This is a genomic window from Synechococcus sp. CBW1002 (assembly GCF_015840915.1).
In the GTDB taxonomy this organism is placed as follows: Bacteria; Cyanobacteriota; Cyanobacteriia; order PCC-6307; family Cyanobiaceae; genus CBW1002.
Window position 1 is genome coordinate 3016011 of record NZ_CP060398.1, and the last position, 20230, is coordinate 3036240.

A 20230-nucleotide genomic window follows, 5' to 3' on the forward strand; every position below is an offset into this window, starting at 1 on the left:
TGGGATGCCTTCCGGCCACTGCTGGAGCAGAGTTACAGCTATGAACGTAGGAGCAATGCTGGCCGGAAGCGGATTGAGGGCACCTCGATAAATTCGGGATCTGCGGGATCCGGCAATTGAGACTCATTGCCACGTCAGGCCAGGCTTGAGGGCTCCGTCTTGGTGGAGGCAATTTTTCGAGGTGCCCTTGATCCGCTGATCTTTATCAAGATGCTTGTTCTCCAGCCGCTATTTTACCTCAGTGATGACGAGGTTGAGTTTCAGGTGAATGACAGGCGTTCCTTTGAGGAGTTTGTGGGACTGGGTGTGATGAACATCATTCCTGATGCAACCACAGTCGCCGTTTTCAGGGAGAGGCTGCGCAAAGCAGGAGTGATTGGGGAGCTCGTCGAGATGTTCGAGGCATACCTTCGCTCACAGGAACTCCAAGCCCGTGGTGGTCAGATTCTTGATGCGACTCTCGTACCTGTTCCCAAACAACGCAACACCCGTGACAAGAACATGGTGATCAGAGCAGGTAGGCTGCCGTAAGACTGGGATGAAAACCCAGATCGTCTGCGGCAGAAGGATCTAGACGCTCGCTGGGTTAAAAGGAACGGCATCAACTACTTCGGTTACAAGAACAGCATCTGCATTGACGTCGACCATGGCTTTATCCGCCGATATGCCATTACGCCTGCCAATATTCATGACAGCCAGTTGCTTCCACGGCTGCTGGACCCGGAGAATGAGCATGATTATGTCTGGGCAGACTCAGCTTATTCAGATGAGTGCTTTGAAGATCTGCTGAGCTTGGGGCGCTTCGAAAGCTTGATCCACGAAAAGGGCGCTCGCAATCACCCGCTCAGCGATGCCGCCAAGGACCTGAATCGCGTCAAGTCAGCCATCAGAGCGTGTGTGGAGCATGTCTTCGGCTGCATGACAATGTCAATGGGTGGGATGCTGACGCGAAAGATTGGGCTGGCCAGGAACGAGGCATGGTGGGGGCTCAAGAATATGGCCTACAACTTCCTTCGCTATCTTCAGTGCATCAGCCATGCACCAGTGGTGGCGTAAATCCTCGAAGGAGGGCCCGATAGCGCAGTAAAAAGCTCACTCGCCGATACAAGATTCTGCTGCCTGCCGCCATTGGCGGCTTTTTTTGCATGCCTGCAGAACACTGGGAAACCGCTTATTTTTCGAGGTGCCCATTACCGATAGGGGGGTTCGCACAAGGAGGGCCACCCCAGCCTGATCCTTGTGTACGACGTGATCGACGGCTCACGCTTCGCCAATGGCCGGATGTTCTGCGACATGGGCCCGGCCATGGCCGATGGCCTCACCTGTGTTCTGGATGGCACTGTGTGGACGAGGTCCGGCTGGGTCGATCCGAGTCTCGACGGTGTGAGCTCGTTTTCTCCGGGGGGAGAGCTGATCGGCCGGATCCACCTGCCGGAGGTTGTCTCCAATCTCTGCTTCGGCGGGCACCTGCGCACTCGCCTGTTCATCACGGTCGCCCAGTCGGTCTATGACACGTATGTGCAAACCCAGGGGGCTGCCTTCCCTTGAGCCCCATGTCCGCCTATCCCGTCCAAAGCCCCCGGCCATGTCCACCATCCTTGCCATTGGCGCCCACCCCGATGACATCGAGATCGGCTGCGGCGGGACGGTGCGCAAGTTGATCCAACAGGGATGGCGGGCTGTGCATGTGTGCGTCACCTCCGGCGAGGCCGGTAGCAGCACCATCGACAAGTCCGTTCTCGCCGCCACCCGGGAGCAGGAAGCCCGCAGGGCCGCAGAAGTGCTGGGCTCGGAGCGGGTGGTGTTTCTGGGCGCCCCTGATGGGCTGACGCAGTATTCCCGCGACCAGAAGATCGCCGTAATTGATCTGATCCGAGAGGTGCGCCCTGAGATCCTTTTCCTGCATGCCAGCAGCGACAGCTTCCCCGATCACCGCGTGGTGCATGAGCTGGTGATGAACGCCGTGGCCGGCGCTGCGGGGCCCTGGTACCAGGAATCCACCGGAGAACCGCATCGCCCGGCCACGATCCTCGGTTACGAGGTGTGGCATCCCCTCAGCAGCCATGAGCTGGCGGTGGACATCACCGCCACGGTGGAGCGGAAAATGGATGCCCTCCGCTGCCACCGGTCCCAGATCGAATCCATGCACTACGACGAGGCCTTTCTCGGACTTGCGCGCTATCGCGGGGTGATGAGCTTCGCCGGCAGCCACGCGGAGGTGTTCGAGGTGCTGCGCACCCCCCTGAGCCTGCCCGCCGGGCTCGCCTGACCTGTTGTTGCCGCTGATCCGTGTCGTCGCCTCTGCCCCGCCAGACCGCCGTTCTCGTGGTGGGTGCCGGCCCCACGGGGCTGCTGCTGGCGGCGGAGCTGCAGCGGCGCGGGGTGCCCACCCTGCTGATCGACGCCCTCCCTGAGGCGCTGCACTGGGACCGCGCCACGGTGATCCATTCGCTGTCGCTGGAGCTGTTCGAGGCACTGGGGCTGGAGCAGGCCTTCCTGGCCGCCGGCTGTCGCCAGCGCCGCATCCTGATCCATACCAACGGCCACAGGCTGGGGGAGGTGGACCTGGCTGGCAACGGCAGCCGCTATGGCTTCAACCTCGGCCTCTCGGAGGAGGTGACCGAAGCCATCCTCACGGGCCATCTCGAGCGCCACGGGGGAACGGTTCAGCGCTCCTGCCGGCTGCATAACCTGCAGACGCACGATTGCGGCGTGACCGCCACGATCGCCTGTGGCGAGCAGGAGCAGACCGTGGAGGCCTGCTGGCTGGTGGGCTGCGACGGCCTGCGCAGCAGCACCCGCGAGCTGAGTGGCATCGGCTTCGAGGGCCATGCCATCGCGCGTTCCTGGGCCGTGTTCGATGCCGCGGTGGAGGGCTGGCGCGACACCTATGAGGCCAACGCGGCCTACCTCGACGCCTTGCCGCTGATCCTCACGGCCCTGCCCGGGCAACGCTGGCGTGTGTACATGCGGCCCGCCTCCGAGCAGGGCGATCTGGTGGCGGAGGCCAGTGCCGTGCTGCGGCGTTACCTGCCTGCGGCCCGCTTTCGCGACGTGGAGAACCCCAGCCGCTTCCACTGCCACACCCGGATCGCCAGCGCCTTCCGGGCCGGGCGGGTATTCGTGGCGGGCGATGCCGCCCACGTGTGCTCCCCCGCCAAGGGGCACGGCATGAACTGCGGCTTGCAGGATGCCGCCAACCTGGCCTGGAAGCTGGCCTTGGTGCATCAGGGCGTGGCGGCCCCCGCTCTGCTCGACAGCTACGAGCAGGAGCGGCGGCCGGTGGCCGAGCAGCTCACCGGCCGCAGCGATGCCGCCGACCAGGCCCAGCTGCTCGAGGGCAGCGGCGAGCTGGCCGCGCGCGACCGGGCGATTGCGGCGATGCTGGCCGATCCGGTGGCCCGCCGGCAGGAGGCGGTGGCGGAAGCGGAGCTGAACGTGAGCTACGCCGGCTCGGCGATCACCAGCGGGTCAGACAGCGGGCCACTCGGTGCGGGTCAGCGGCTTCCCACCACGATCGCGCTGCCGTGCGGTCAAGGGGCAACCCACCTGCATCAGCTCACGCACAGGCGCAACCACACGCTGCTGCTGCTGGCAGACAGCCAGGCATCCATGCAGGCCCTCACCACCCTGCAGGCGCAGCTGGAGGCCGACCTCGCCGCCGGCGTGCAGACCCAGGTGCTGGTGGAAGCCGTGGTGCTGCAGCGGCTGGAGGATGCCGCGAGCCTGGGGCTCGGCCCCCTCACCCTGCTGGCGGTGAGGCCCGACGGCTTCATCGGCCTGCGGGCCGACACCGACCACCGGGACGCGCTAGGGGGGTATGCGTCGCAGCTGCAGTGCCGCTGAGCAAACGCAACGACCGCAGGATCAGCGGCGGAAATCCACCATCTGATCCATCGCTGGATCCACCGTCTCCAGCCAGCCGATGGTGAGATCGAGCGGATCCTCCTGCAGATAGAAGTAGCCGCTGCCATCGGCCATCACCACGGCGCGGTAGTGGTAGTCGACCCCGGCGCTGTCGCGCTGCACCACGGTGGCCAGGCAGTCTGCGGTCAGCGCGATGGTGCCGGTGTAGGTGGCCGTTTCGAGCTCGCCCGCGTAGCTGCTCAGGGCCACTCCCTGCACGCGGCGGTTCTGCCAGGTTTCGCGCTGCACAACAGCGTTGGCCCCCCAGCCGTCCTTCCAGCTCAGCCCCTGCTGCTGGCTGAGCACCGTTCCAGTGAGCGTCGCGGCTGAGCAGGCCACCGCCGGTTGCCGGCGCCACACGCCGGTGATCGTGCTCCCGGGCGAGAGGCTGAGGCTGTAGCGGGGCAGGCCGGCGGCATCGAGCACGGCCTCGGCCTCGTGGCGGGCGCCGGACCCGGCGCCTGGCGTGTTGCGCTCCAGCCGCACCAGACAGCTGCCCAGGGGCCGGAACGTGCCGTTGTAGCGGAACTGACGGAAGGCTTTGCCGCTGCGCTCGAACACGCTTCCCTCCATCGTGCCGTCGGCTTTCCAGTTCTCCTGCCGCAGCCGGGCCAGCGGCTGCTGATCAGTGCCTTTGCCCTGCGATCCCCTCTCCATCACCACGTAGCGCCCCAACAGAGGGGGCGGGCAGGAGTCCGCCTTCGGCGCGGCTCTCCCCGGCAGCGGCAGGAGCAGGAACCCCGAGGCCAGCACTCCCAGCGAGGCCGAGGGGCGACAGCGAGCCGGAACGGAGGGCATCGAACCACCTCTCAACTCCCCTTGACCGTAGTGGCGTGCGGGGCGGGGGTTGGCATGGTGGAGGGGGAAGCCGGTGTACGGGGGTCGGTCGTCATGCACACAGAACTGGTGGCCCGCTGCGGGATTGCTGCCGGGCGCACGGTGGAGTGGATCGCGGCTCTGATTGAGTCCTCTGACGGCCTGGGTGACGACCTTGTGGGTCACTACAAGGCTCCCTACCTGATGCAGCTGGCCGGGCGGCCCCGCCAGGCCAGCCTGCTTCTGGATGACATCGCGGCCCGCTTCCAGCAGAGCAACGGTGACTTTCTCAGTGGCCCGCACCTCCGCACCGCCGACCCGGTCTTGGCCGGCTATCCCGCCTACATGACCGGTTGGATCGCGATGGCGGCCCACAAGGTCGGCCGCTTTGACCTGAGCCTGCCGGCCTGGCGCTTCCTGCAGCGTTTCTGGAGCGACGACCCGCCCGGCTTCACCCTGCAGCCCCGGCCCAATCCCGCCGCTACTGAACCTGATGATGATGGGGGGCCTGCCGGCGCGGTGCTGGAACTGCTCACCTGCGCCCATCTCGGTCTGGTGTCGCTGTATCTGGGAGACCTGGAGCGGGCCCGGGGGGCGGCCAGTACCCTGCAGCGGTTTCTCGACCTGCAGCCCTCTCCCTCCAGCCGCTTCTATCTGCGGATGACCCCCGAGGAGCGCTTGCAGACCGAGTTTCCCGCAGAGGCAGCCGGTCTGCATGTGGTCGACGCCGGCCAACCAGGCCAGGCCTGGTTCTTCCTCGGCTATCCGATGGCCTTTCTCTGCCGCCTGAACCAGGCCACCGGGGAACCGGTGCCGCTTGCCACGGCCCGGGCCTACGGCGTCTTCGCCGAAGCCTGCGCGCCCCGGATGGTGGGGGAGCCGCTTGCCCACAAGGTGGCCTGGGGTTGTGCCGAACTGGCTGCCGCCACGGGCGATACCGCCCCGCGCTCACTCAGCGTGGCGATCGTGCGTCAGCTGCTCAAGGATCAGAACGCCGATGGCACCTGGCTGCCCGAGGCGCCGCTCAGTACCCGCATTGACCAGAGCGTGGAGATTGCCATCTGGCTGCTGGAGGTCAGCGCACTCGGATGAGAGTGCCCCTGCTCGATGTGGTGAACGAGCCCTTGGACCCCGGCCTGAATAGAAGCCTGGTCAGAGGCTACAGGGTGTTCTGGCTGGAGAGTCTCGTCACGGCTCCTGGCCGGTCCGCGACCCTGCGGCAATGTTGGAACGCTTGGATGCCGCTACCGCCGCCTCCCGATGCATCGCGTCCGATACCTTGCTGATGTTGAGGTACACCACACGGCGGTTCTGGGAGTTCCCTGTGTGCTGAGAGAGAGGCTTGATCTGGCTGGCCGGTTGCTGAAGAACCTGAACATCAGGCCGGAGGGGACGGGCCTCGGCCAGAGCACGCCTTTACGGCGATCTGCAGGGGATCCGTGGATGGCAGCTCCGCTTATGTCGAGGTGGGGAGGTGGATCGTTCCCCATCGTGCTCACGGCCTCGGCCACCGACATGGGACTGAAGAGGCGATGCAGCCCATGGGCCGCGCTGAGCCGACGTGGATAGGGTCAAGGAGATTGATCACCATCGGGCCTGACGTCTCCCAGCAGAGCCATCCCCCTGCCGATGGTTTCCGGCGGCGCCGTGGTGTGCGCAGCAGTGGCCCACGATCCGGCGCCCACGCCCTTCTCTCCCCCACGTGCCAGTAAGCGAATCTGATCCTTCGGCCATCCTGGCCATCGCTAGTGGCTACGGCGTCTCCAAGGCGTTGCTCTCGGCCGTGGGGCTCGGGCTGCACACACGGCTGGCGGCCGGACCGATGACGTGCGAGCAGATCGCGGCCGCCTTCGGGCTGCAGAGCCGGCCAACCCGCGACTTCCTCGATCTGCTGGTGTCGGTGGACATGCTGGCCCGGGAGGGCGACGGCCCGGAGGCGCTCTACGGCAACACACCGGCCACCGCGCGCTTTCTGGATCGCGGCCAGCCGGAGTACATCGGCGGCCTGCCCGAGATCTGGGAGCTGCGCGACTACCGCTTCTGGGCCGACCTCACCGAAGCCCTGCGCACCGGCCGGCTGCAGAACGAGGCGAAGCATGCCGGCACTCCGTTCTTCGAGGCGATGTACCGCGATCCGGAGCGGCTGGAGGCCTTCATGAACGCCATGAATGGCTCCTCGCTCCGCAACTTCCAGGCCCTGGCGAAGGCGTTCCCCTTCGGCTCCTACGCCACGCTCAGCGACATCGGCGGAGCCGATGCACTGCTGTGCCGCGAGGTGGCCGCCGTGCACCCCGGCCTCCACTGCGTGAGCTTCGATCTGCCGCCCGTCACGTTGATCGCCGATCGCCGGATCGCCGCGGCCGGCCTGGGGGAGCGGATCCACGCCGTGTCCGGTGATTTCTTTGCGGATCCCTGGCCGCCGGCGCAGCTGATCACGATGGGAATGATCCTGCACGACTGGAACCTGGAGCGGAAACAGACCCTGATCCGCAAGGCCTACGACGCGTTGCCGGAAGGGGGGGCGCTGATCGCGATCGAGGCGTTCATCGACGATGCCCGCCGGCACAACACCTTCGGGCTGTTCATGTCGCTGATGATGCTGATCGAGTTCGGCGACGCCTTCGACTTCACGGCGGCCGAGTTCCGCCAGTGGTGCTCCGCCGCCGGCTTCAGCCGCTTCGAGACCATCCCGCTGGACGGCCCCTCCAGCGCCGTGGTGGCCTACAAGGATCCCCGCTGAGGCGTGCCAGCCCCCAGGGTGGGGAGGAAGCTGGGCGGCCGCCGGTGCCGGGTGGCCTGCTCGAAGGCATGGGCGTAGCCCAGCAGCTTCCCCTCCTGCCAGGGGCCGGCGAAGAACGACAGACCCACCGGCAGGCCGTGCACGTAGCCGGCAGGCACGGTGATGTGGGGATAGCCGGCCACAGCCGGGGGCGTGGAGCAGCCACCTCTGAGGATGTGGTCGCCGACCACCGGATCGATCATGAAAGCGGGGGAGCCCTCCGTGGGGGCGATCAACGCGTCGAGCCGGTGCTCCTGCAGGGCTCTGTCGATGCCGTCGCTGCGGCCCAGCCGCCGCAGCTCCGCCACGATGCGCCGATGGCCGGCATCACCGAGCTCGCCGGCCGCCAGGGCCTGCTCGAGGAATTCCTGCTGGAAGAAGGGCATCACGGCGGCGGCATGGTCGCGGTTGAAGCGGATCAGCTCCTCCAGCGAGCGCACGCGGGCGCCGGGGTGGTCGGCCAGGTAAAGGTTGAGGCTGGCCTTCACGCCGTAGAGGAACAACTGCAGCTCGAGTTCGCCGAAGAAGGGCAGCTCACTGGCGCGCACCGGATCCACGATCACCGCCCCCAGCTCCCTGAGCTGCGCGATGGCCTGCTCGATCAGCGCGTCGGTGCCCTCGTGCTGGCCGAAGCATTCCCGCGCCACCCCCAGGCGGGCACCCTGCAGGGCCGCCGGATTCAGGAAGGCGCGGTAATCGGGTGCTGCCCGGCGCGCCCCTTCGGCGCTGATCGGATCGAGAGGGTCATGGCCGGTGAGGACATTGAGCAGCGTGGCCACATCGGCCACGCTGCGCGCCATCGGCCCTGCGGTGTCCTGAGGGTCAGCCACCCCGATGATGCCGGACCGGCTGAGCAGGCCCACGGTGGGCTTGAGGCCCACGATGCTGTTGCTGGAGGCTGGCCGCACGATCGAGCCATCCACCTCGGCGCCGATGGCCGCCACGCAGAAACCCGCCGCCACCGCCACCGCCGAACCCGAACTGGACCCGAGGGGACTGCGGTCGAGCACGTAGGGGTTGCGCACCTGGCCGCCTCGGCTGCTCCAGCCGCTGCACGCCCTGGTGGAGCGCATGTAGCCCCACTCGCTCATGTTCGTCTTGCCGAGCAGCACAGCGCCGGCCTGCCGTAGCCGCTGCACCACAAAGGCATCGCGGCCGGCCACGTTGCCCACCAGGGCCAGGGAGCCGGCGGTGGTCATCATCCGGTCAGCGGTGTCGAGGCCGTCCTTCACCAGCAACGGCACCCCGTGCAGGGGGCCGCGGGGTCCCTGCTGGCGTCGCTCCCGGTCGAGCGCCTCGGCGATCGCCGGGGCGTCGGGATTGGTCTCGATCACCGAACGCAGGGTGGGGCCGGCGGCATCGAACACTGCAATCCGCTCGAGACAGGCCTGGCACACAGTGAGCGCCGTGCAGACGCCCTGCTCGTAGGCGGACTGCAGCTCGGCGATGGTGGTTTCCGAAGGTGGCAGGTTCATGGCTTCAGGAGGGTCAAGGCTCGTGCGTGGGCCCGGCTGGCCCAGAGATTCCCTGGCTGTCCACAACGTGCTGAGTGCTGCGCAGCCTGGCCCGAAGGAATGAAATGGAGACCGGTCCCCTGCAGGCTGCCACCCCATGGTGGCTTCAATGAGGCCGGCCGGTCACGGCAAAGGAGCGCGCCTCAGCTCAACCTCTCCAGCTCCTCGGGGAAGGGCGTGGAGTGGAGGAGATCCGTGATCCCGAGTCGATCCCTCCATACCGTGATGGGTTCGCTCCATCCTTCCTCCCAGCGCATGGCCAGCAGACGCTTGCCGACCTGCGCAGCAAGATCCAGACCGAAGCGCACTCCCTCCCAGATCAGTCTGCTCTCCTGCGGGTTTTCCATGGCATGGAACATCCAGGCCGAAAGGATCGCCCCGGAGCCGAACTCATTGAGAGCTGCGGCGTAGTACGAAGCCCCAGCCGCCTCTCCCGCCACACTTATCGGGAGTGCAAATACGGTGTGGTGGATGTCATGGGTGGTCAGCCGCCGCTTCTGAAGATAGGCACCGTCATCCAGCCCGTCGTTGATCTCCAGAGGCGGCAGAGCATGCAGCCCCAGTCGGTCAAAACGATCCTGATGCAGACGCCCAAGGCTTCCCTCAGGCATCGCCCGCATCTCTACGGGGTCTGGCCATTCGCGCTGATACCGCACGGCGGCAAGCTCTCGGAGCTCAGGATCCTCAAGCAGGCAACTGCGGGTGATCTTTCCCAGCGCCGACTCATCGACCATCTTCAGGACCGGCAGAGCATGCACGACCACGGAGGCCGGATTCCTGGCCGTCTCCAGCAGAGCCACAGCAGATTGCAGTGCGTGTCGGCGGAGCTTGGGATCAATCTTCATGGCTGGAGATGTCAGGGGTCTTCAGATGGATTCCCACCAGGGAGGTTGAAATGTGAGTACGGAAGATGTCCTCAGATTCTGGCACTGAGGGCACCTATAGCGATAACTGCCTGTGTTCGGTGCTCAATGGATCACGAAGAAAACAACGGCTTCCGCCATCTACACCACGTACCGATTCAGCAGCATCAGCCAGTCACCCATGAGATCTTCCCACTGTCCTCCCGCTGTGGCTTCCCCTCACGCCGCCAACCACAGGCACGGATCACCAAGGCGCAGCAGGAGGCGAACGGACATACCGGCTTGGTACAGAGAACCACCGCGGCAACGCCCCCATCAATCCGTTGGATGGACTGGATCATCGAACGGGCGGCAGGGACATCCAGTCCTTCCAGTCGAAGTGCCACCATTCGGTGGGGAAGACCACGAACCCCCGCCGTTCCATCGCCTCCTGCAGGCGACGGGCATGGGTAGCCTGCTCGGAGGTAGCCATCGGACTGCCGACATGGGCCGCTGCTGTGAAATCGTCGAAGTCGGAGGGCATCACCAAGGCCTTGCCCTTCCGGTCCACCAGCGTCACATCCACGGCGGTGCCGCGGGTATGGCGCCCCGCATTTACGGATGGATCCGAGACATAGCGTGGATCCCTGATCTTCTGCCACATCCTCTCCTGAACACTGAGGGGCCGGTAGGCATCCCAGATTTTCAGTCCAAGCCCTTCTCGGGCGAGGTCCTGCTGCACCTGCTGGAGCGCGAGGGCGACGGGGCAACGCAGCTGCGCCAGGGGTTGGTCATAGAGCACTTCCCCCATGAAGTTGTACGGACTCGCATAGCGCAGTTCCAGCAGGGGCCTGGGGCTGATGGCCGTGAGTGACACGAGGCCATCGCCGCTGCACTGCAGGGGAAGGATGGCGGCGGGGGCGAGGGTCTGGGCGGAGGCCGCCGGGGAAGCCAAGAGGCCGGTGGCAAGCGCACCTGCGAGAACATCGAAGCGGTGAGGGCGTTGGGGCATCGGTCTCATCCCGGGTCGTTGGGTCTTGCTTCTTGAGCCGTGGTTGTGCTGCTGTCTGGTCTTCCATCACCACTCTGCAGGGGGCGGTGGACAGCACAGCGGGCACCACCTCCATCGCTCCTGGCTGGTCTCCAACTAGCTCAGGCGTGCACGCTGACCATGGATGGCCAGGGCCAGGGAGGTGAGGGTGGGGTTCACCAGAAGCCGCGTCGGAATCACGGCATTGCCGGCGATGTCGACACCCTCGAAACCATGCAACGTGCCGTTCTGGTTGGTGACGGACGTGCCGTCCTCAGCGCCCATCCTGCAGCTCCCCATCAGGTGGGCGGTGCCGGGGGGAGACCAGCGGGGCTCACAGCCGCGCCGCAGGCGACCGAGACCCTGCACCAACCCCATCACATCGCTTTCGATGGCGTTCAGCCGTTCCTGATCAGTGGGCCTGATCGGCACGTCGAAGTGCACAGCACCGCTGCCGTCCAGCCACATGCGGTTGTCGGGGTGGGGATCGATCGGACCGAACGCCTGGATCTCCACCAGGCGATGGGGAGGCACCGCAAGATCAGATGGATCGACGGGGAGGGGATTCGTGTCGCGCAGCACCATCACAAACCAGGGGTGGCTCGGGGTGGCAGGGATCCCAAGGCGTGGCAGGGGGTCGTTCTCGGACACAGCGATCGAGCCCTCATCAAGGACGACCTGGGTCGCGAGGACGGGGTGGAAGGAGAGATGGCGTCCGAGCGCAGGGTTCGCAATTCCGGATCGCCAGAGCATCAAGGGGGCATCCACGGCTCCCGTGGCCAGCACCACGTGGTGCGTGGTGTGCAGGGTTTCCCCCACCCACACTCCGCTCACCTGATTCCCGTTCAGCTCAAGACGTTCGGCTGAGCCATCCAGGCGTGTCACCCTCCGGGAGCCCGCGGCGAGCACGTCTGCGGGGGCGCTGTAGTGGATGGTTTCGGGCCCCAGTCTCCGCCCGGCCAGAGGCAGATGGCAGAGGCTCCGCCCCTGTTCCGACAGGGTGTCTTGCAGGGCCGCACGGATGACGGAGGCACGGCGGCTGTCGGCAAACTCCTCCCGGCGTACATCGAGGTAGATCTCCGCTTGCCGGTAGGCCTCCTCCCACTCGCGCTCCTGCAGGTGATCAGGCTGGTCCAGGCCGGCTGTGGCCCTGGGGCAGTTGTTGGTCCAGAGGATGCCACTGCCACCCACGATCGAGGAGGTGTAGGCCCCCGGCAGGGCAGGATCGTCAGCATCCGAATCGAGATAGGTCACATAGCGGTCGACCGTCCCGAACCATCCGTCAGGATCCTTGCGGTAATCACTCCGGTTGCGCAGGTGGGAGCCTGCTGGTTCGCTCACAGGCTGGCCACGCTCGACCATCAACACCTGGCGACCGGCATCAGCGAGCGTGCGGGCCACACAGGCGCCGGTGAGCCCACTCCCGATGACGATGTCGTCCCATTGCGCCACGGGCATCTGGCGACTCAGGTGACGCTAAACCGGCCATCAGGGGCTCGAAACAATGTGGCTGATATTAGGCTTCGTGGTTGGCTGTGAGCCCTTTGTAAAGGATGTGTCAGGGTCATAAACGCCACGGGTAGTTGATCCAGATGACAGATGGCCCAGCGATGGCCTGGCCGCGGGGGAGTGGATCTCGGATCTTCGCTGGCGCCTGTGCCATTGCGCTCGGACTGGGAGTGGTGCGGTTCGACTTCGAGGCTCTGGGTCGCCAGATGCTGGAGTCTGACTGGGTGGAGCCATGGGCCATCGGGCGGCTGGCCGGACTCAACCTCGCCGGCTACGTGCTGGGATCCATCCACCAGACCCAGATCCGTGGTGCCCGTCAGCTCAGCCGCGTGTTGGTTCTGGCCCTTGGGGTGATCGTGGCTTCCCTCTGGCTGGAGGCCCTGGGAGTGTGAGCGGATGGTGGCAGGGGGAGTCTGGAGACTGCTTGCCGGTTGGGCCTCCGGCAGCCTGATGGCCGCTGTGCCTGGACTCGCCCTGCAGGGTCTGACAGGCAGCCGCCGTCGGCGTGGCACGGCCCTGGTCCGTGGCGCCTATTGCGGAGCAGAGCAGCAGGCCCAGGGCCGCCGTCAAGGTGTGTGGTTGCCCCCTGGTGGGATCACCCGTCCATGGGATTGGCGTCGAAACCGGCGCTCTCCTGGTGCAGTTGCTCCGTCAGTGCCGCCTCCCCGGTCATCAGCCTCGCCGCCCAGGCCTCAGCTCCAGCTGCTGATCGTCACCGGCCCAACTCAGACCCTGCGCCGAGCCCGGGGTCGCTGCCCTTCCTGCACCCTGCAGCTGGTGCTCTCCTTCCCGCCATCACGGCCCCGGCGGCAGCGACGCATCCACCCCCGCGCCACGGCGCACGCCCTCGCGCTGGAGCACCTGGACCTTGCAGACAAGATCGCCGGCAACTTCGCCCGCCGCACCTTCCATCCCTTCGACGATCTTCGCCAGCTCGGCGTGATCGGTCTGCTCAAGGCCGCAGATCGCTTTGACCCCAGCTCCGGCCGCCCCTTCCGCCCCTACGCCCGCACCTTCGCCAACGGTGAGATCCCCATTACCTGCGGGATCACGGCTTTGCCCTCAAGGTGCCGCCTTCCTGGCGCGATCTGCACGCCAGCGGGCAGATCTTCACGCTGCATGCCGGTTCATCCGCCAGCTTTTCGCCAGTGAGGAGGGTCCACTGGCGCAGCAGGGTGCGGAGCATCGAGCGCTTCTGGCCCGCTTAGGTTTCCAAGGCATGCCAATGCCTGAGAATAGGAGAGAGATGGAGGCTCCCGAAGCGCCGGTCGACTCCGGAATCGGTGGGCTCAGGGCCATCCGCGATGCGGCCCATCACCTCGCGCTGGTAGAGCGCACCCGCCAGGTGATGGAGCTGTTGAGCAACTATCAGGTCCTGGTCTGCAACCCCAACCGCACCTTCAGCGTGCTGCTGATGAGCCATCTCCAGGAGTGGAGCGCAATGGGTCCGCTCCAGCGGCTCGTGGGCATTGCCCACACGAGTAACGAGGCGCGCTCGCTGATCGAACGGATCCATGAGCGGCTCCTCGTGGTCACCACCGTGGCCCTTCAGGATGCTCCGGTCCACGGCTGACTGGCGGAGCTGCACCGTCGCACCACCCCCACCAGGGTTCTGATGCTGATGGATGCCGCCCATCGCGCCAGGGTGAAGGCCGCGGTCGAGGCCGGAGTCGACGCGCTGCTGGTGCAGCACAACATCGGCCAGGGTGCGCTGCTGGAAGCCCTGGAGGCGCTGGAAGCCGGTGAGCGCTACCTCGACCGGACTGCCGTCTGGCCCTGGATTCACGGGAGCGGGTCTCCGACGAGCTTTCGGAGCGCGAGGTCGAGATCCTGCAGCTGGTGGCGGAGGGCTGCTCCAACCGGGAGATCGCGGGCCGGCTCACGATCGCCGAGGTCACGGCCCGCGACCACATGCAAAACATCCTACGCAAGCTGCGGGTGGACAACCGCACCGCCGCCGTGCTGGCGGGGGTGCGCGAGGGCTACCTGCACTGGACGAACACCTGAACAGGAAGACCTCCCCAGGCTGCGCGCAGAAGCGTCCCTCCGGATCGTGAAAGCGATCTGACGGAAATTCCGCAGCCGGCATCGCTGCCGACTCGTCATCAGGCAGAGGCCACCACCTCGCATGGCTTTGCAGCGATCCGGTGGAATCCTTCAGATGAAGGATCTTCCCAAATGCTCCTTCATGCGCAGGATTGATGACCTGCTTCCTTCACTTGAAGGATGTGGCCAGCAACACCCTGAGCGAGCATCAAATCACTGGCAGAGGGTCATCGAAATGCCGATGGATCAGCTCTGATGTCGTCACGTCGAGACCTGCCCGAAACCGATCTCATCCATCAGGAGAAGACTCATGAATGATCTAGTTGTGAACTCAATCATTGCAGCTAATTCAGGCGAGCAGGATGACATGCTCGCCAAGGCCGGTGAAAAAGTGGTGTACCTCGGCAAAGGGACCCTGTCGATTGTCGATCCCGTGGGTCGACCGGATCTGAGTCACGAGGCAACCCTGGCGGTGGCCGTAGAGGATGGATCCAGGATCAAAGTAGAGGGTCAGCAAGATGCCATCCTCGTGTCCCAGGAAACTCACGGGTATGGGGGTACCCTGATCACCTTGGAGGGCGGCAGAGGAGCTGACATTCTTATCGACCATGGTGGCATTCGCCAGGAAGACTGGGACACTGCCACTGCCTCAACATTCTTTGAGGTCGTACAGCCAAGCAGACCGGCCGGGACGGCCACAAATTTCATGGATGGTGGTGATGGAGATGATTTCATCATCACCGGCTATGGGAGCGACACCGTAAAGGGAGGCTCTGGCGACGATGTGATCTGGCTGAATGCCATGGGGAAATACACCCTTGAGGGAGGGAAGATGGTCTTCGATCAGAACGTGCTGGAGGGAGGAACTGGCGCCGATACATTTGTCGTGAGCACCTTCGCTCAACAGCACTTGAACTACAGCTTTGATCCCGGTGGCTTCAGACAGCATCACCAAAGCACAAGCTGGACCGAGGAATTCCGTGACATCTCTCTAGAGATAACTTCATACGCCCCTGTAGTCGGCGATTTCATCGGATTTGCCAAAGGCATGGCCGACAGGATCAGCGGATATGTCGCTCCCACCTATGCTGGTACATACACACCTCCCTCCCTTCAGATAGACGTTCCGGTTCCCGAACAGTCTCAGCTCATTACAGACTTCAACCCACTGGAGGACGTCCTGATCGTCGATCTCGCCCCAGACAATGAGTCACGATTGACGTTCACAGCCAAGCACAGTGCTCAAGGACATGGCTTCTACGTCAGCCAAGCCGACATCAGCACGCCACTACTGGATGTCACCCTCAATCTCGCTGAAATCAGAAGCCAGATTGGCGGCACCGCAGGCAACCTCAGCGACAGCGACTTGAGCGCAGCATTGATGTATTCGATGGAGCGGAGTTATCTCTACATGGATGGCAACAAGGCTGAACTCGCCTTCGGTTCCAACCTTGACAAAGGATTCTCCAGTGACGTTGGCTGGCTCGGCAGCAACAAGATTGCTGCTTTTGGGGCCTTTGGCGCCCCACTGATTGAGATGGGAGGCCTACGGAACGTCAACTTCCTCACGGGCACCAACGGGGACGAGATCCTGGCAGGATTCTCAACAGGCTCTTGGGCCCCTGAAGCCCCCATCGTCAACGATGTGAAGCTTTTCGGATTCGCCGGCGATGACATTCTGATGGCAGGCGCGGGCAACAATCAGCTCTATGGCGGCACGGGAAATGATACGGCTTACTACAACTATGACATGAATGGAAACCCTCGTGCTTTAGGGATTGAAGTTGATATGGCTCAAACAAATACCACGTCATCAGGCACTTACAGCTCAGTCTTTCACGGAACCGTTCCTGACGTGGCCAACGCCACAACTTTCACCGACCATCTGTTCGACATCGAGAACATTACCGGAAGCATGTTCAAGGATGTGATCCGTGGTGACTATCATGCCAACAGGATCACAAGCGGCCTGGGCGATGATATCCTGGCCGGTCGTGGAGGTGCTGACACCTTCATCCTCAGCGGCGGCAGCAACACCATCGAGGACTTCGTCGGCGGCGAGGACCGGATCCAGATCGCCATGCAGGCCTATGCAGGCCTGAGCTCCGGGGCGGATCTGCGCTTCACCTTCAGCGCCAGCGACGGTCTGACGATCAGCACCGTTGCCGGCACCGGGATCGCCGTACTGGAGAACATCGACCCGACCCTTGATGCCTCCGCCTTCCAGGTGGGGCGAGATGTGCAGCTCGTCGATGCCGATGGGCAGATCCATGCGGTGACGGGCAGTGTGGACGTGATCACCGGGGATCCCATCGAACCGATGGATCCCGGCAGCGACGACCCCGGTCTCCCAGACCCCGGCACGCAGGGGCCGGTCGATGGCGTGACCGGCATCGAGGTGAACAGCACCGACACTCACCTTCTGGCCAGGGAGGGCGTCGCGGAACGGTTCGTGATCTCCTACGCCTGGGGCCGTGACCTCACCATCCAGGGATTCGATGCGACCGAGGATGTGCTGGATCTGACGGCCTTCGCCCACGAGACCCTGCAGCCCGGCATCAGTGACCACTCGTTCGGCACCCTCATCGATCTGGCCTTCAACGACCAGAGCATCTCCCTGACCGGCGTGCTCTCGGCGGATCTCGGCCATGGCGGCCTGCTGCTGGGCTGAGCACGGTCATGCCTCCGCACCCGTCGATGGGGTGTCCGCTGCCGGCGGCGTGTGCGAGCCGTCGCAGAAGGGCTCGTTAGCCGAGAGGCCGCTGTGGCAGAGCGGGCCGTGCCGCGGTCCCAGACGACCAGACGGGCGGAAGGGCAGTGAGCCGCCTGGAACTCCACATCGCGGCGGATGTCGGGGTCGTCGGAGCGCTTCACCAGCCTCCAGGTACCGTCCAGCCAGTCGCAGAAGCGGGCATCGGAGCAGAGAGCGGGCGTCGGTGATCAACAGCGCCGGGCCGTCGATCGCATCGGCCTGCTGGAGGTGGGGAGTGGCCGGCGGCCGCGACGATCCGCCCCCACCAACCAAACTGCTTCAGAGCCCGGTGGCCTCATCACCCGGCTCCCTCACATCGGGGAGACAACATTGAGAAGGGCGCCCCGTGTCGGGCGCCCTTGGGCCGGTTGCAGGGTCTCGGTTCGCGCTGCCCTGGTCGAGGCCTCTGATTCATTGATAGATCCGCTGGCATGCCTTGTCAGTAAGGCAAGCCGAACCCTCGAGCGCCGCCGGCGCTGGGGTGGGTTCAGTTGCCCTGTGAAAGGAAAGGCCATGACCGCCTCGTCGCCCTGGTAACTGCTCAGCTGAGCCACTCCGCCAGATTGGTGTAGCGCCTGCGCCCCAGGTGATTCTTGATGGCCATCGCCAACGCCTTCTTCTGGCCCACCAGCACCACCAGCTGCTTCCCGCGGGTGATGCCGGTGTACACCAGGTCGCGCTGCAGCATCGCGTAGTGCTGGGTGAGCAGGGGGATCACCACGGCGGGGTATTCACTGCCCTGGCTCTTGTGGATCGTGCAGGCATAGGCGGGCACCAGGTTGTCGAGTTCCCCCCAGCTGTAGGTCACCTCGCGGCCGTCAAATCGCACCGTCAGCTCGCTGACATCGGCGTCGATCGTTTCCACCGTGCCCACATCGCCGTTGAACACCTCCTTCTCGTAGTCGTTGGCCACCTGCATCACCTTGTCGGCCGGGGCAAAGCGCCACCCGAAACGATCCACCTGCTCAGGTGGATCGGGGTTGAGCAGCTGCTGCAGCTCGATGTTGAGCGACCTTGACCCGCAGCCCCCACGCGCCATCGGGCAGAGCACTTGCACCTGGGCGATGGGATCGAGGCCAAAGCGGGACGTGATGCGCTCGCCCACCACCTTGAGGATGAGGGCCACCGTCTGCTCGGGGGTGTCGGCAGGCAGGAAATAGAAGTCGGTGGTGGCCTCAGCAGCCGGGGGCCGCAGATCGGGGATGGTGCCGGCGTTGATGGCGTGGGCGGTGGTGATGATGCGGCTGGAGGCCGCCTGGCGGAACACTTCCGTCAACCAGGCCACCGGCAGCGCGCCGCTGTTGATCAGATCGGCGAGCACCTGGCCGGGCCCCACCGAGGGCAGCTGGTCCACATCGCCCAGCAGCAGCAGGGCCGCCTCGGCTGGGAGGGCGTCCAGCAGGGCGGCCATCAACGGCACATCCACCATGGAGGTTTCATCCACCACCAGCAGGTCGCACTCCAGCGGCAATTCGGCGTTGCGCTTGAAGAGGCCGCCCTGCGGGCGCTGAGCGAGGCGATCGTGCGCCGCCTGCTCGCGGGCCAGAACGACGACGGCACCTGGCTGGCGGACGCCCCGCTGCTCACCCTCATCGACCAGAGCGTGGGCATCGCCATCTGGCTGCTGGAGGTGAGTGCTCTGGGCTGAGCCGAGAGCGGTGGTGGCCTAAGAGTTTGCGGAAAAACCGCCTGAGAAGCAGCGTTTTTCCCTCCTGAGAGCTGGTGCAGCTCATTTCGGTCTGGTTTTCAGAGTTTCAGCGGCTCAGAGCTCCCCTTTTGGTGTGTTTTGCCCCTTTGGGGCTCCCTGATCACTGCCGTCTGGGCACACTTCTGGGCAACCACCTGTTCACGCCGCCGCCATCGCCGGTTTGAGCAGGTTGCCCAGGCGGATCAGGTTGTAGGCGATCACATTCAGGCCGAACACCGCACTCACCTTCTCGGTGCCGCGCAGCTTGAACTGGCGCAGACCTCCCCACTGTTTGATCCAGCCAAACACCTTCTCGATGCCGCGGCGGGCATGGATCGACTTGGCGTAGCCCACGTGGCGGGTGGTGCGGCCATCGATGGCGGAACCACCAGATCGGGCGGTGTTCTGCACCACGTGCGGCGTCACGCCGATGCGGCGCATCTCGGCGACAAAGCCCCTGGTGTCGTAGTGCTTGTCGGCACCGATGGTTTTCTGGTGGGCACCGGGACGATCCGCGGCCATGGCTTTGGCGGCATCCCGCTCCCCGGTGCCCGTGGCTTGCGTGACCTTGCAATCGACGATCAGGGCATGGCGGTTGTCCATGAGCACATGACCCCGGTAGCTCGGTTGAGCCGGGTGGGCGTTGGATTTCCGGGCCAGCAAGGCGTCGGGATCACTGCCGGAGCGGTGGGTCTTGTTGCTGAGCTTGATGCCTCGGAAATCCCCTTTCGCTCGCTTCTTGCCGGGCTTTGGAGCGCCAAAACCCTCGCCAGGGCCTGACGGCGGTGGCGGCGGATCGTCCTGCCCATCGATCCGCTCCAGTGAGGCATGGGAGGCCCAGGCCTGCAGCAAGGTGCCATCGACGGAGAAGTGCTCGTCACTGAGCAGCGGCTTGACCTCCGGAGCACCCATCAGCTTCTCCAGGAACTTCCCCATCACCTGCTCGTTCAGCAGCCGCTCCCGGTTTTTTGTGAATGTGGTGGGATGCCAGATCGGATCATCTGGGCTCAGCCCCACAAACCAGCGGAACAGCAGGTTGTAGTGGAGCTGCTCGAGCAGCAACCGCTCCGAGCGGATGCCGTAGAACGCCTGCAGCAACGAGGCCAGCAGCAGTTGCTCCGGCGGCACTGATGGCCGGCCTTCTGCGGCGTACAGATCACAGAAGGTGGGATTGAGGCGATCGAGGGCCTGATCGGCCAGCTTGCGGATCCGCCGCAGCGGATGGCCGGCCGGGATCCGATCCTCAATCGACACGTAGGAGAACAGGGAGCCGCTGCGCTCCCGTTGACCTCGCATCTGGGCTGGACAGCTGGCCCATTCTCGCAGAGATGGCCGGGTTTTTCAGCAAA

20 protein-coding genes are annotated in these 20230 nt (G+C 64.9%); 13 read left to right on the plus strand and 7 right to left on the minus strand.

Annotated elements, in window-relative coordinates; translation table 11 throughout:
* The first annotated feature begins 162 nt into the window (after positions 1-162).
* The 5 genes from H8F24_RS14865 (at position 163) to H8F24_RS14885 (ending at position 3846) form a co-directional block, all read left to right on the plus strand.
* Positions 163-531 carry a transposase gene (locus H8F24_RS14865; protein WP_231598306.1) on the plus strand — a complete coding sequence of 123 codons (369 nt, stop codon included), beginning with the start codon at positions 163-165 and terminating at the stop codon, positions 529-531.
* 69 nt (positions 532-600) lie between these two features.
* Positions 601-1056 carry a transposase gene (locus H8F24_RS14870; RefSeq protein WP_231598307.1) on the plus strand — a complete coding sequence of 152 codons (456 nt, stop codon included), beginning with the start codon at positions 601-603 and terminating at the stop codon, positions 1054-1056.
* A gap of 183 nt (positions 1057-1239) precedes the next feature.
* Entirely contained in the window at positions 1240-1548 is a 309-nt protein-coding gene (locus tag H8F24_RS14875; RefSeq protein ID WP_231597869.1) for an SMP-30/gluconolactonase/LRE family protein, read from the plus strand.
* A gap of 37 nt (positions 1549-1585) precedes the next feature.
* Positions 1586-2269: a PIG-L deacetylase family protein gene (locus H8F24_RS14880; protein WP_197170101.1), complete on the plus strand. Its 684-nt coding sequence runs from the start codon at positions 1586-1588 to the stop codon at positions 2267-2269.
* 20 nt (positions 2270-2289) lie between these two features.
* Positions 2290-3846, plus strand: coding sequence for an FAD-dependent monooxygenase (locus H8F24_RS14885; RefSeq protein WP_197170102.1), 1557 nt, complete (start codon positions 2290-2292; stop codon positions 3844-3846).
* 21 nt (positions 3847-3867) lie between these two features.
* Here H8F24_RS14885 and H8F24_RS14890 read toward each other — a convergent pair whose 3' ends face one another.
* Positions 3868-4704 carry a hypothetical protein gene (locus H8F24_RS14890; protein WP_197170103.1) on the minus strand — a complete coding sequence of 279 codons (837 nt, stop codon included), beginning with the start codon at positions 4702-4704 and terminating at the stop codon, positions 3868-3870.
* A 93-nt stretch (positions 4705-4797) separates the two neighbouring features.
* Here H8F24_RS14890 and H8F24_RS14895 point away from each other — a divergent pair, with 93 nt between their 5' ends.
* Together H8F24_RS14895 and H8F24_RS14900 are read left to right on the plus strand one after the other, a co-directional pair.
* Positions 4798-5814: a hypothetical protein gene (locus tag H8F24_RS14895; RefSeq protein ID WP_197170104.1), complete on the plus strand. Its 1017-nt coding sequence runs from the start codon at positions 4798-4800 to the stop codon at positions 5812-5814.
* A 610-nt stretch (positions 5815-6424) separates the two neighbouring features.
* On the plus strand, positions 6425-7462 hold the full coding sequence (locus tag H8F24_RS14900; protein ID WP_197170105.1) for a methyltransferase: 1038 nt from the start codon (positions 6425-6427) through the stop codon (positions 7460-7462).
* Here H8F24_RS14900 and H8F24_RS14905 read toward each other — a convergent pair.
* From H8F24_RS14905 to H8F24_RS14920, 4 genes are all read right to left on the minus strand, one after another.
* Positions 7444-8976: an amidase gene (locus H8F24_RS14905; protein WP_197170106.1), complete on the minus strand. Its 1533-nt coding sequence runs from the start codon at positions 8974-8976 to the stop codon at positions 7444-7446. The two genes, H8F24_RS14900 and H8F24_RS14905, sit on opposite strands and share 19 nt — an antisense overlap.
* Before the next feature lie 182 nt (positions 8977-9158).
* Positions 9159-9860, minus strand: coding sequence for a Coq4 family protein (locus tag H8F24_RS14910; RefSeq protein WP_197170107.1), 702 nt, complete (start codon positions 9858-9860; stop codon positions 9159-9161).
* 355 nt (positions 9861-10215) lie between these two features.
* Positions 10216-10869 carry a M15 family metallopeptidase gene (locus tag H8F24_RS14915; RefSeq protein ID WP_197170108.1) on the minus strand — a complete coding sequence of 218 codons (654 nt, stop codon included), beginning with the start codon at positions 10867-10869 and terminating at the stop codon, positions 10216-10218.
* A 135-nt stretch (positions 10870-11004) separates the two neighbouring features.
* A complete protein-coding gene (locus H8F24_RS14920; RefSeq protein ID WP_197170109.1) occupies positions 11005-12345 on the minus strand; it encodes a GMC oxidoreductase in 1341 nt (446 codons plus the stop codon).
* Between the two features lie 152 nt (positions 12346-12497).
* Here H8F24_RS14920 and H8F24_RS14925 point away from each other — a divergent pair, with 152 nt between their 5' ends.
* The 5 genes from H8F24_RS14925 to H8F24_RS14945 all read left to right on the plus strand — a co-directional run bounded on the left by H8F24_RS14925 (position 12498) and on the right by H8F24_RS14945 (position 17113).
* A complete protein-coding gene (locus tag H8F24_RS14925) occupies positions 12498-12788 on the plus strand; it encodes a YbfB/YjiJ family MFS transporter (RefSeq protein ID WP_197170110.1) in 291 nt (96 codons plus the stop codon).
* A 58-nt stretch (positions 12789-12846) separates the two neighbouring features.
* On the plus strand, positions 12847-13548 hold the full coding sequence (locus tag H8F24_RS14930; protein ID WP_231597870.1) for a sigma-70 family RNA polymerase sigma factor: 702 nt from the start codon (positions 12847-12849) through the stop codon (positions 13546-13548).
* 94 nt (positions 13549-13642) lie between these two features.
* Positions 13643-13969 carry a hypothetical protein gene (locus H8F24_RS14935; RefSeq protein ID WP_197170111.1) on the plus strand — a complete coding sequence of 109 codons (327 nt, stop codon included), beginning with the start codon at positions 13643-13645 and terminating at the stop codon, positions 13967-13969.
* Positions 13970-14235: 266 nt separating this feature from the next.
* Positions 14236-14403, plus strand: coding sequence for a LuxR C-terminal-related transcriptional regulator (locus H8F24_RS14940; protein ID WP_197170112.1), 168 nt, complete (start codon positions 14236-14238; stop codon positions 14401-14403).
* Positions 14404-14809: 406 nt separating this feature from the next.
* Positions 14810-17113, plus strand: a complete 2304-nt coding sequence (locus H8F24_RS14945; RefSeq protein WP_231597871.1) for a hypothetical protein — start codon at positions 14810-14812, stop codon at positions 17111-17113.
* Between the two features lie 622 nt (positions 17114-17735).
* On the opposite strand, the gene H8F24_RS14950 is transcribed toward H8F24_RS14945, so the two are convergent.
* Complete coding sequence (locus H8F24_RS14950; protein ID WP_370594757.1) at positions 17736-18665, minus strand: ATP-dependent RecD-like DNA helicase; 930 nt, start codon at positions 18663-18665, stop codon at positions 17736-17738.
* A 51-nt stretch (positions 18666-18716) separates the two neighbouring features.
* Here H8F24_RS14950 and H8F24_RS19975 point away from each other — a divergent pair, with 51 nt between their 5' ends.
* Complete coding sequence (locus tag H8F24_RS19975) at positions 18717-18842, plus strand: hypothetical protein (RefSeq protein ID WP_255518212.1); 126 nt, start codon at positions 18717-18719, stop codon at positions 18840-18842.
* 198 nt (positions 18843-19040) lie between these two features.
* Here H8F24_RS19975 and H8F24_RS14955 read toward each other — a convergent pair whose 3' ends face one another.
* Positions 19041-20177, minus strand: coding sequence for an IS5 family transposase (locus H8F24_RS14955; RefSeq protein WP_197169629.1), 1137 nt, complete (start codon positions 20175-20177; stop codon positions 19041-19043).
* Between the last annotated feature and the right edge of the window lie 53 nt (positions 20178-20230).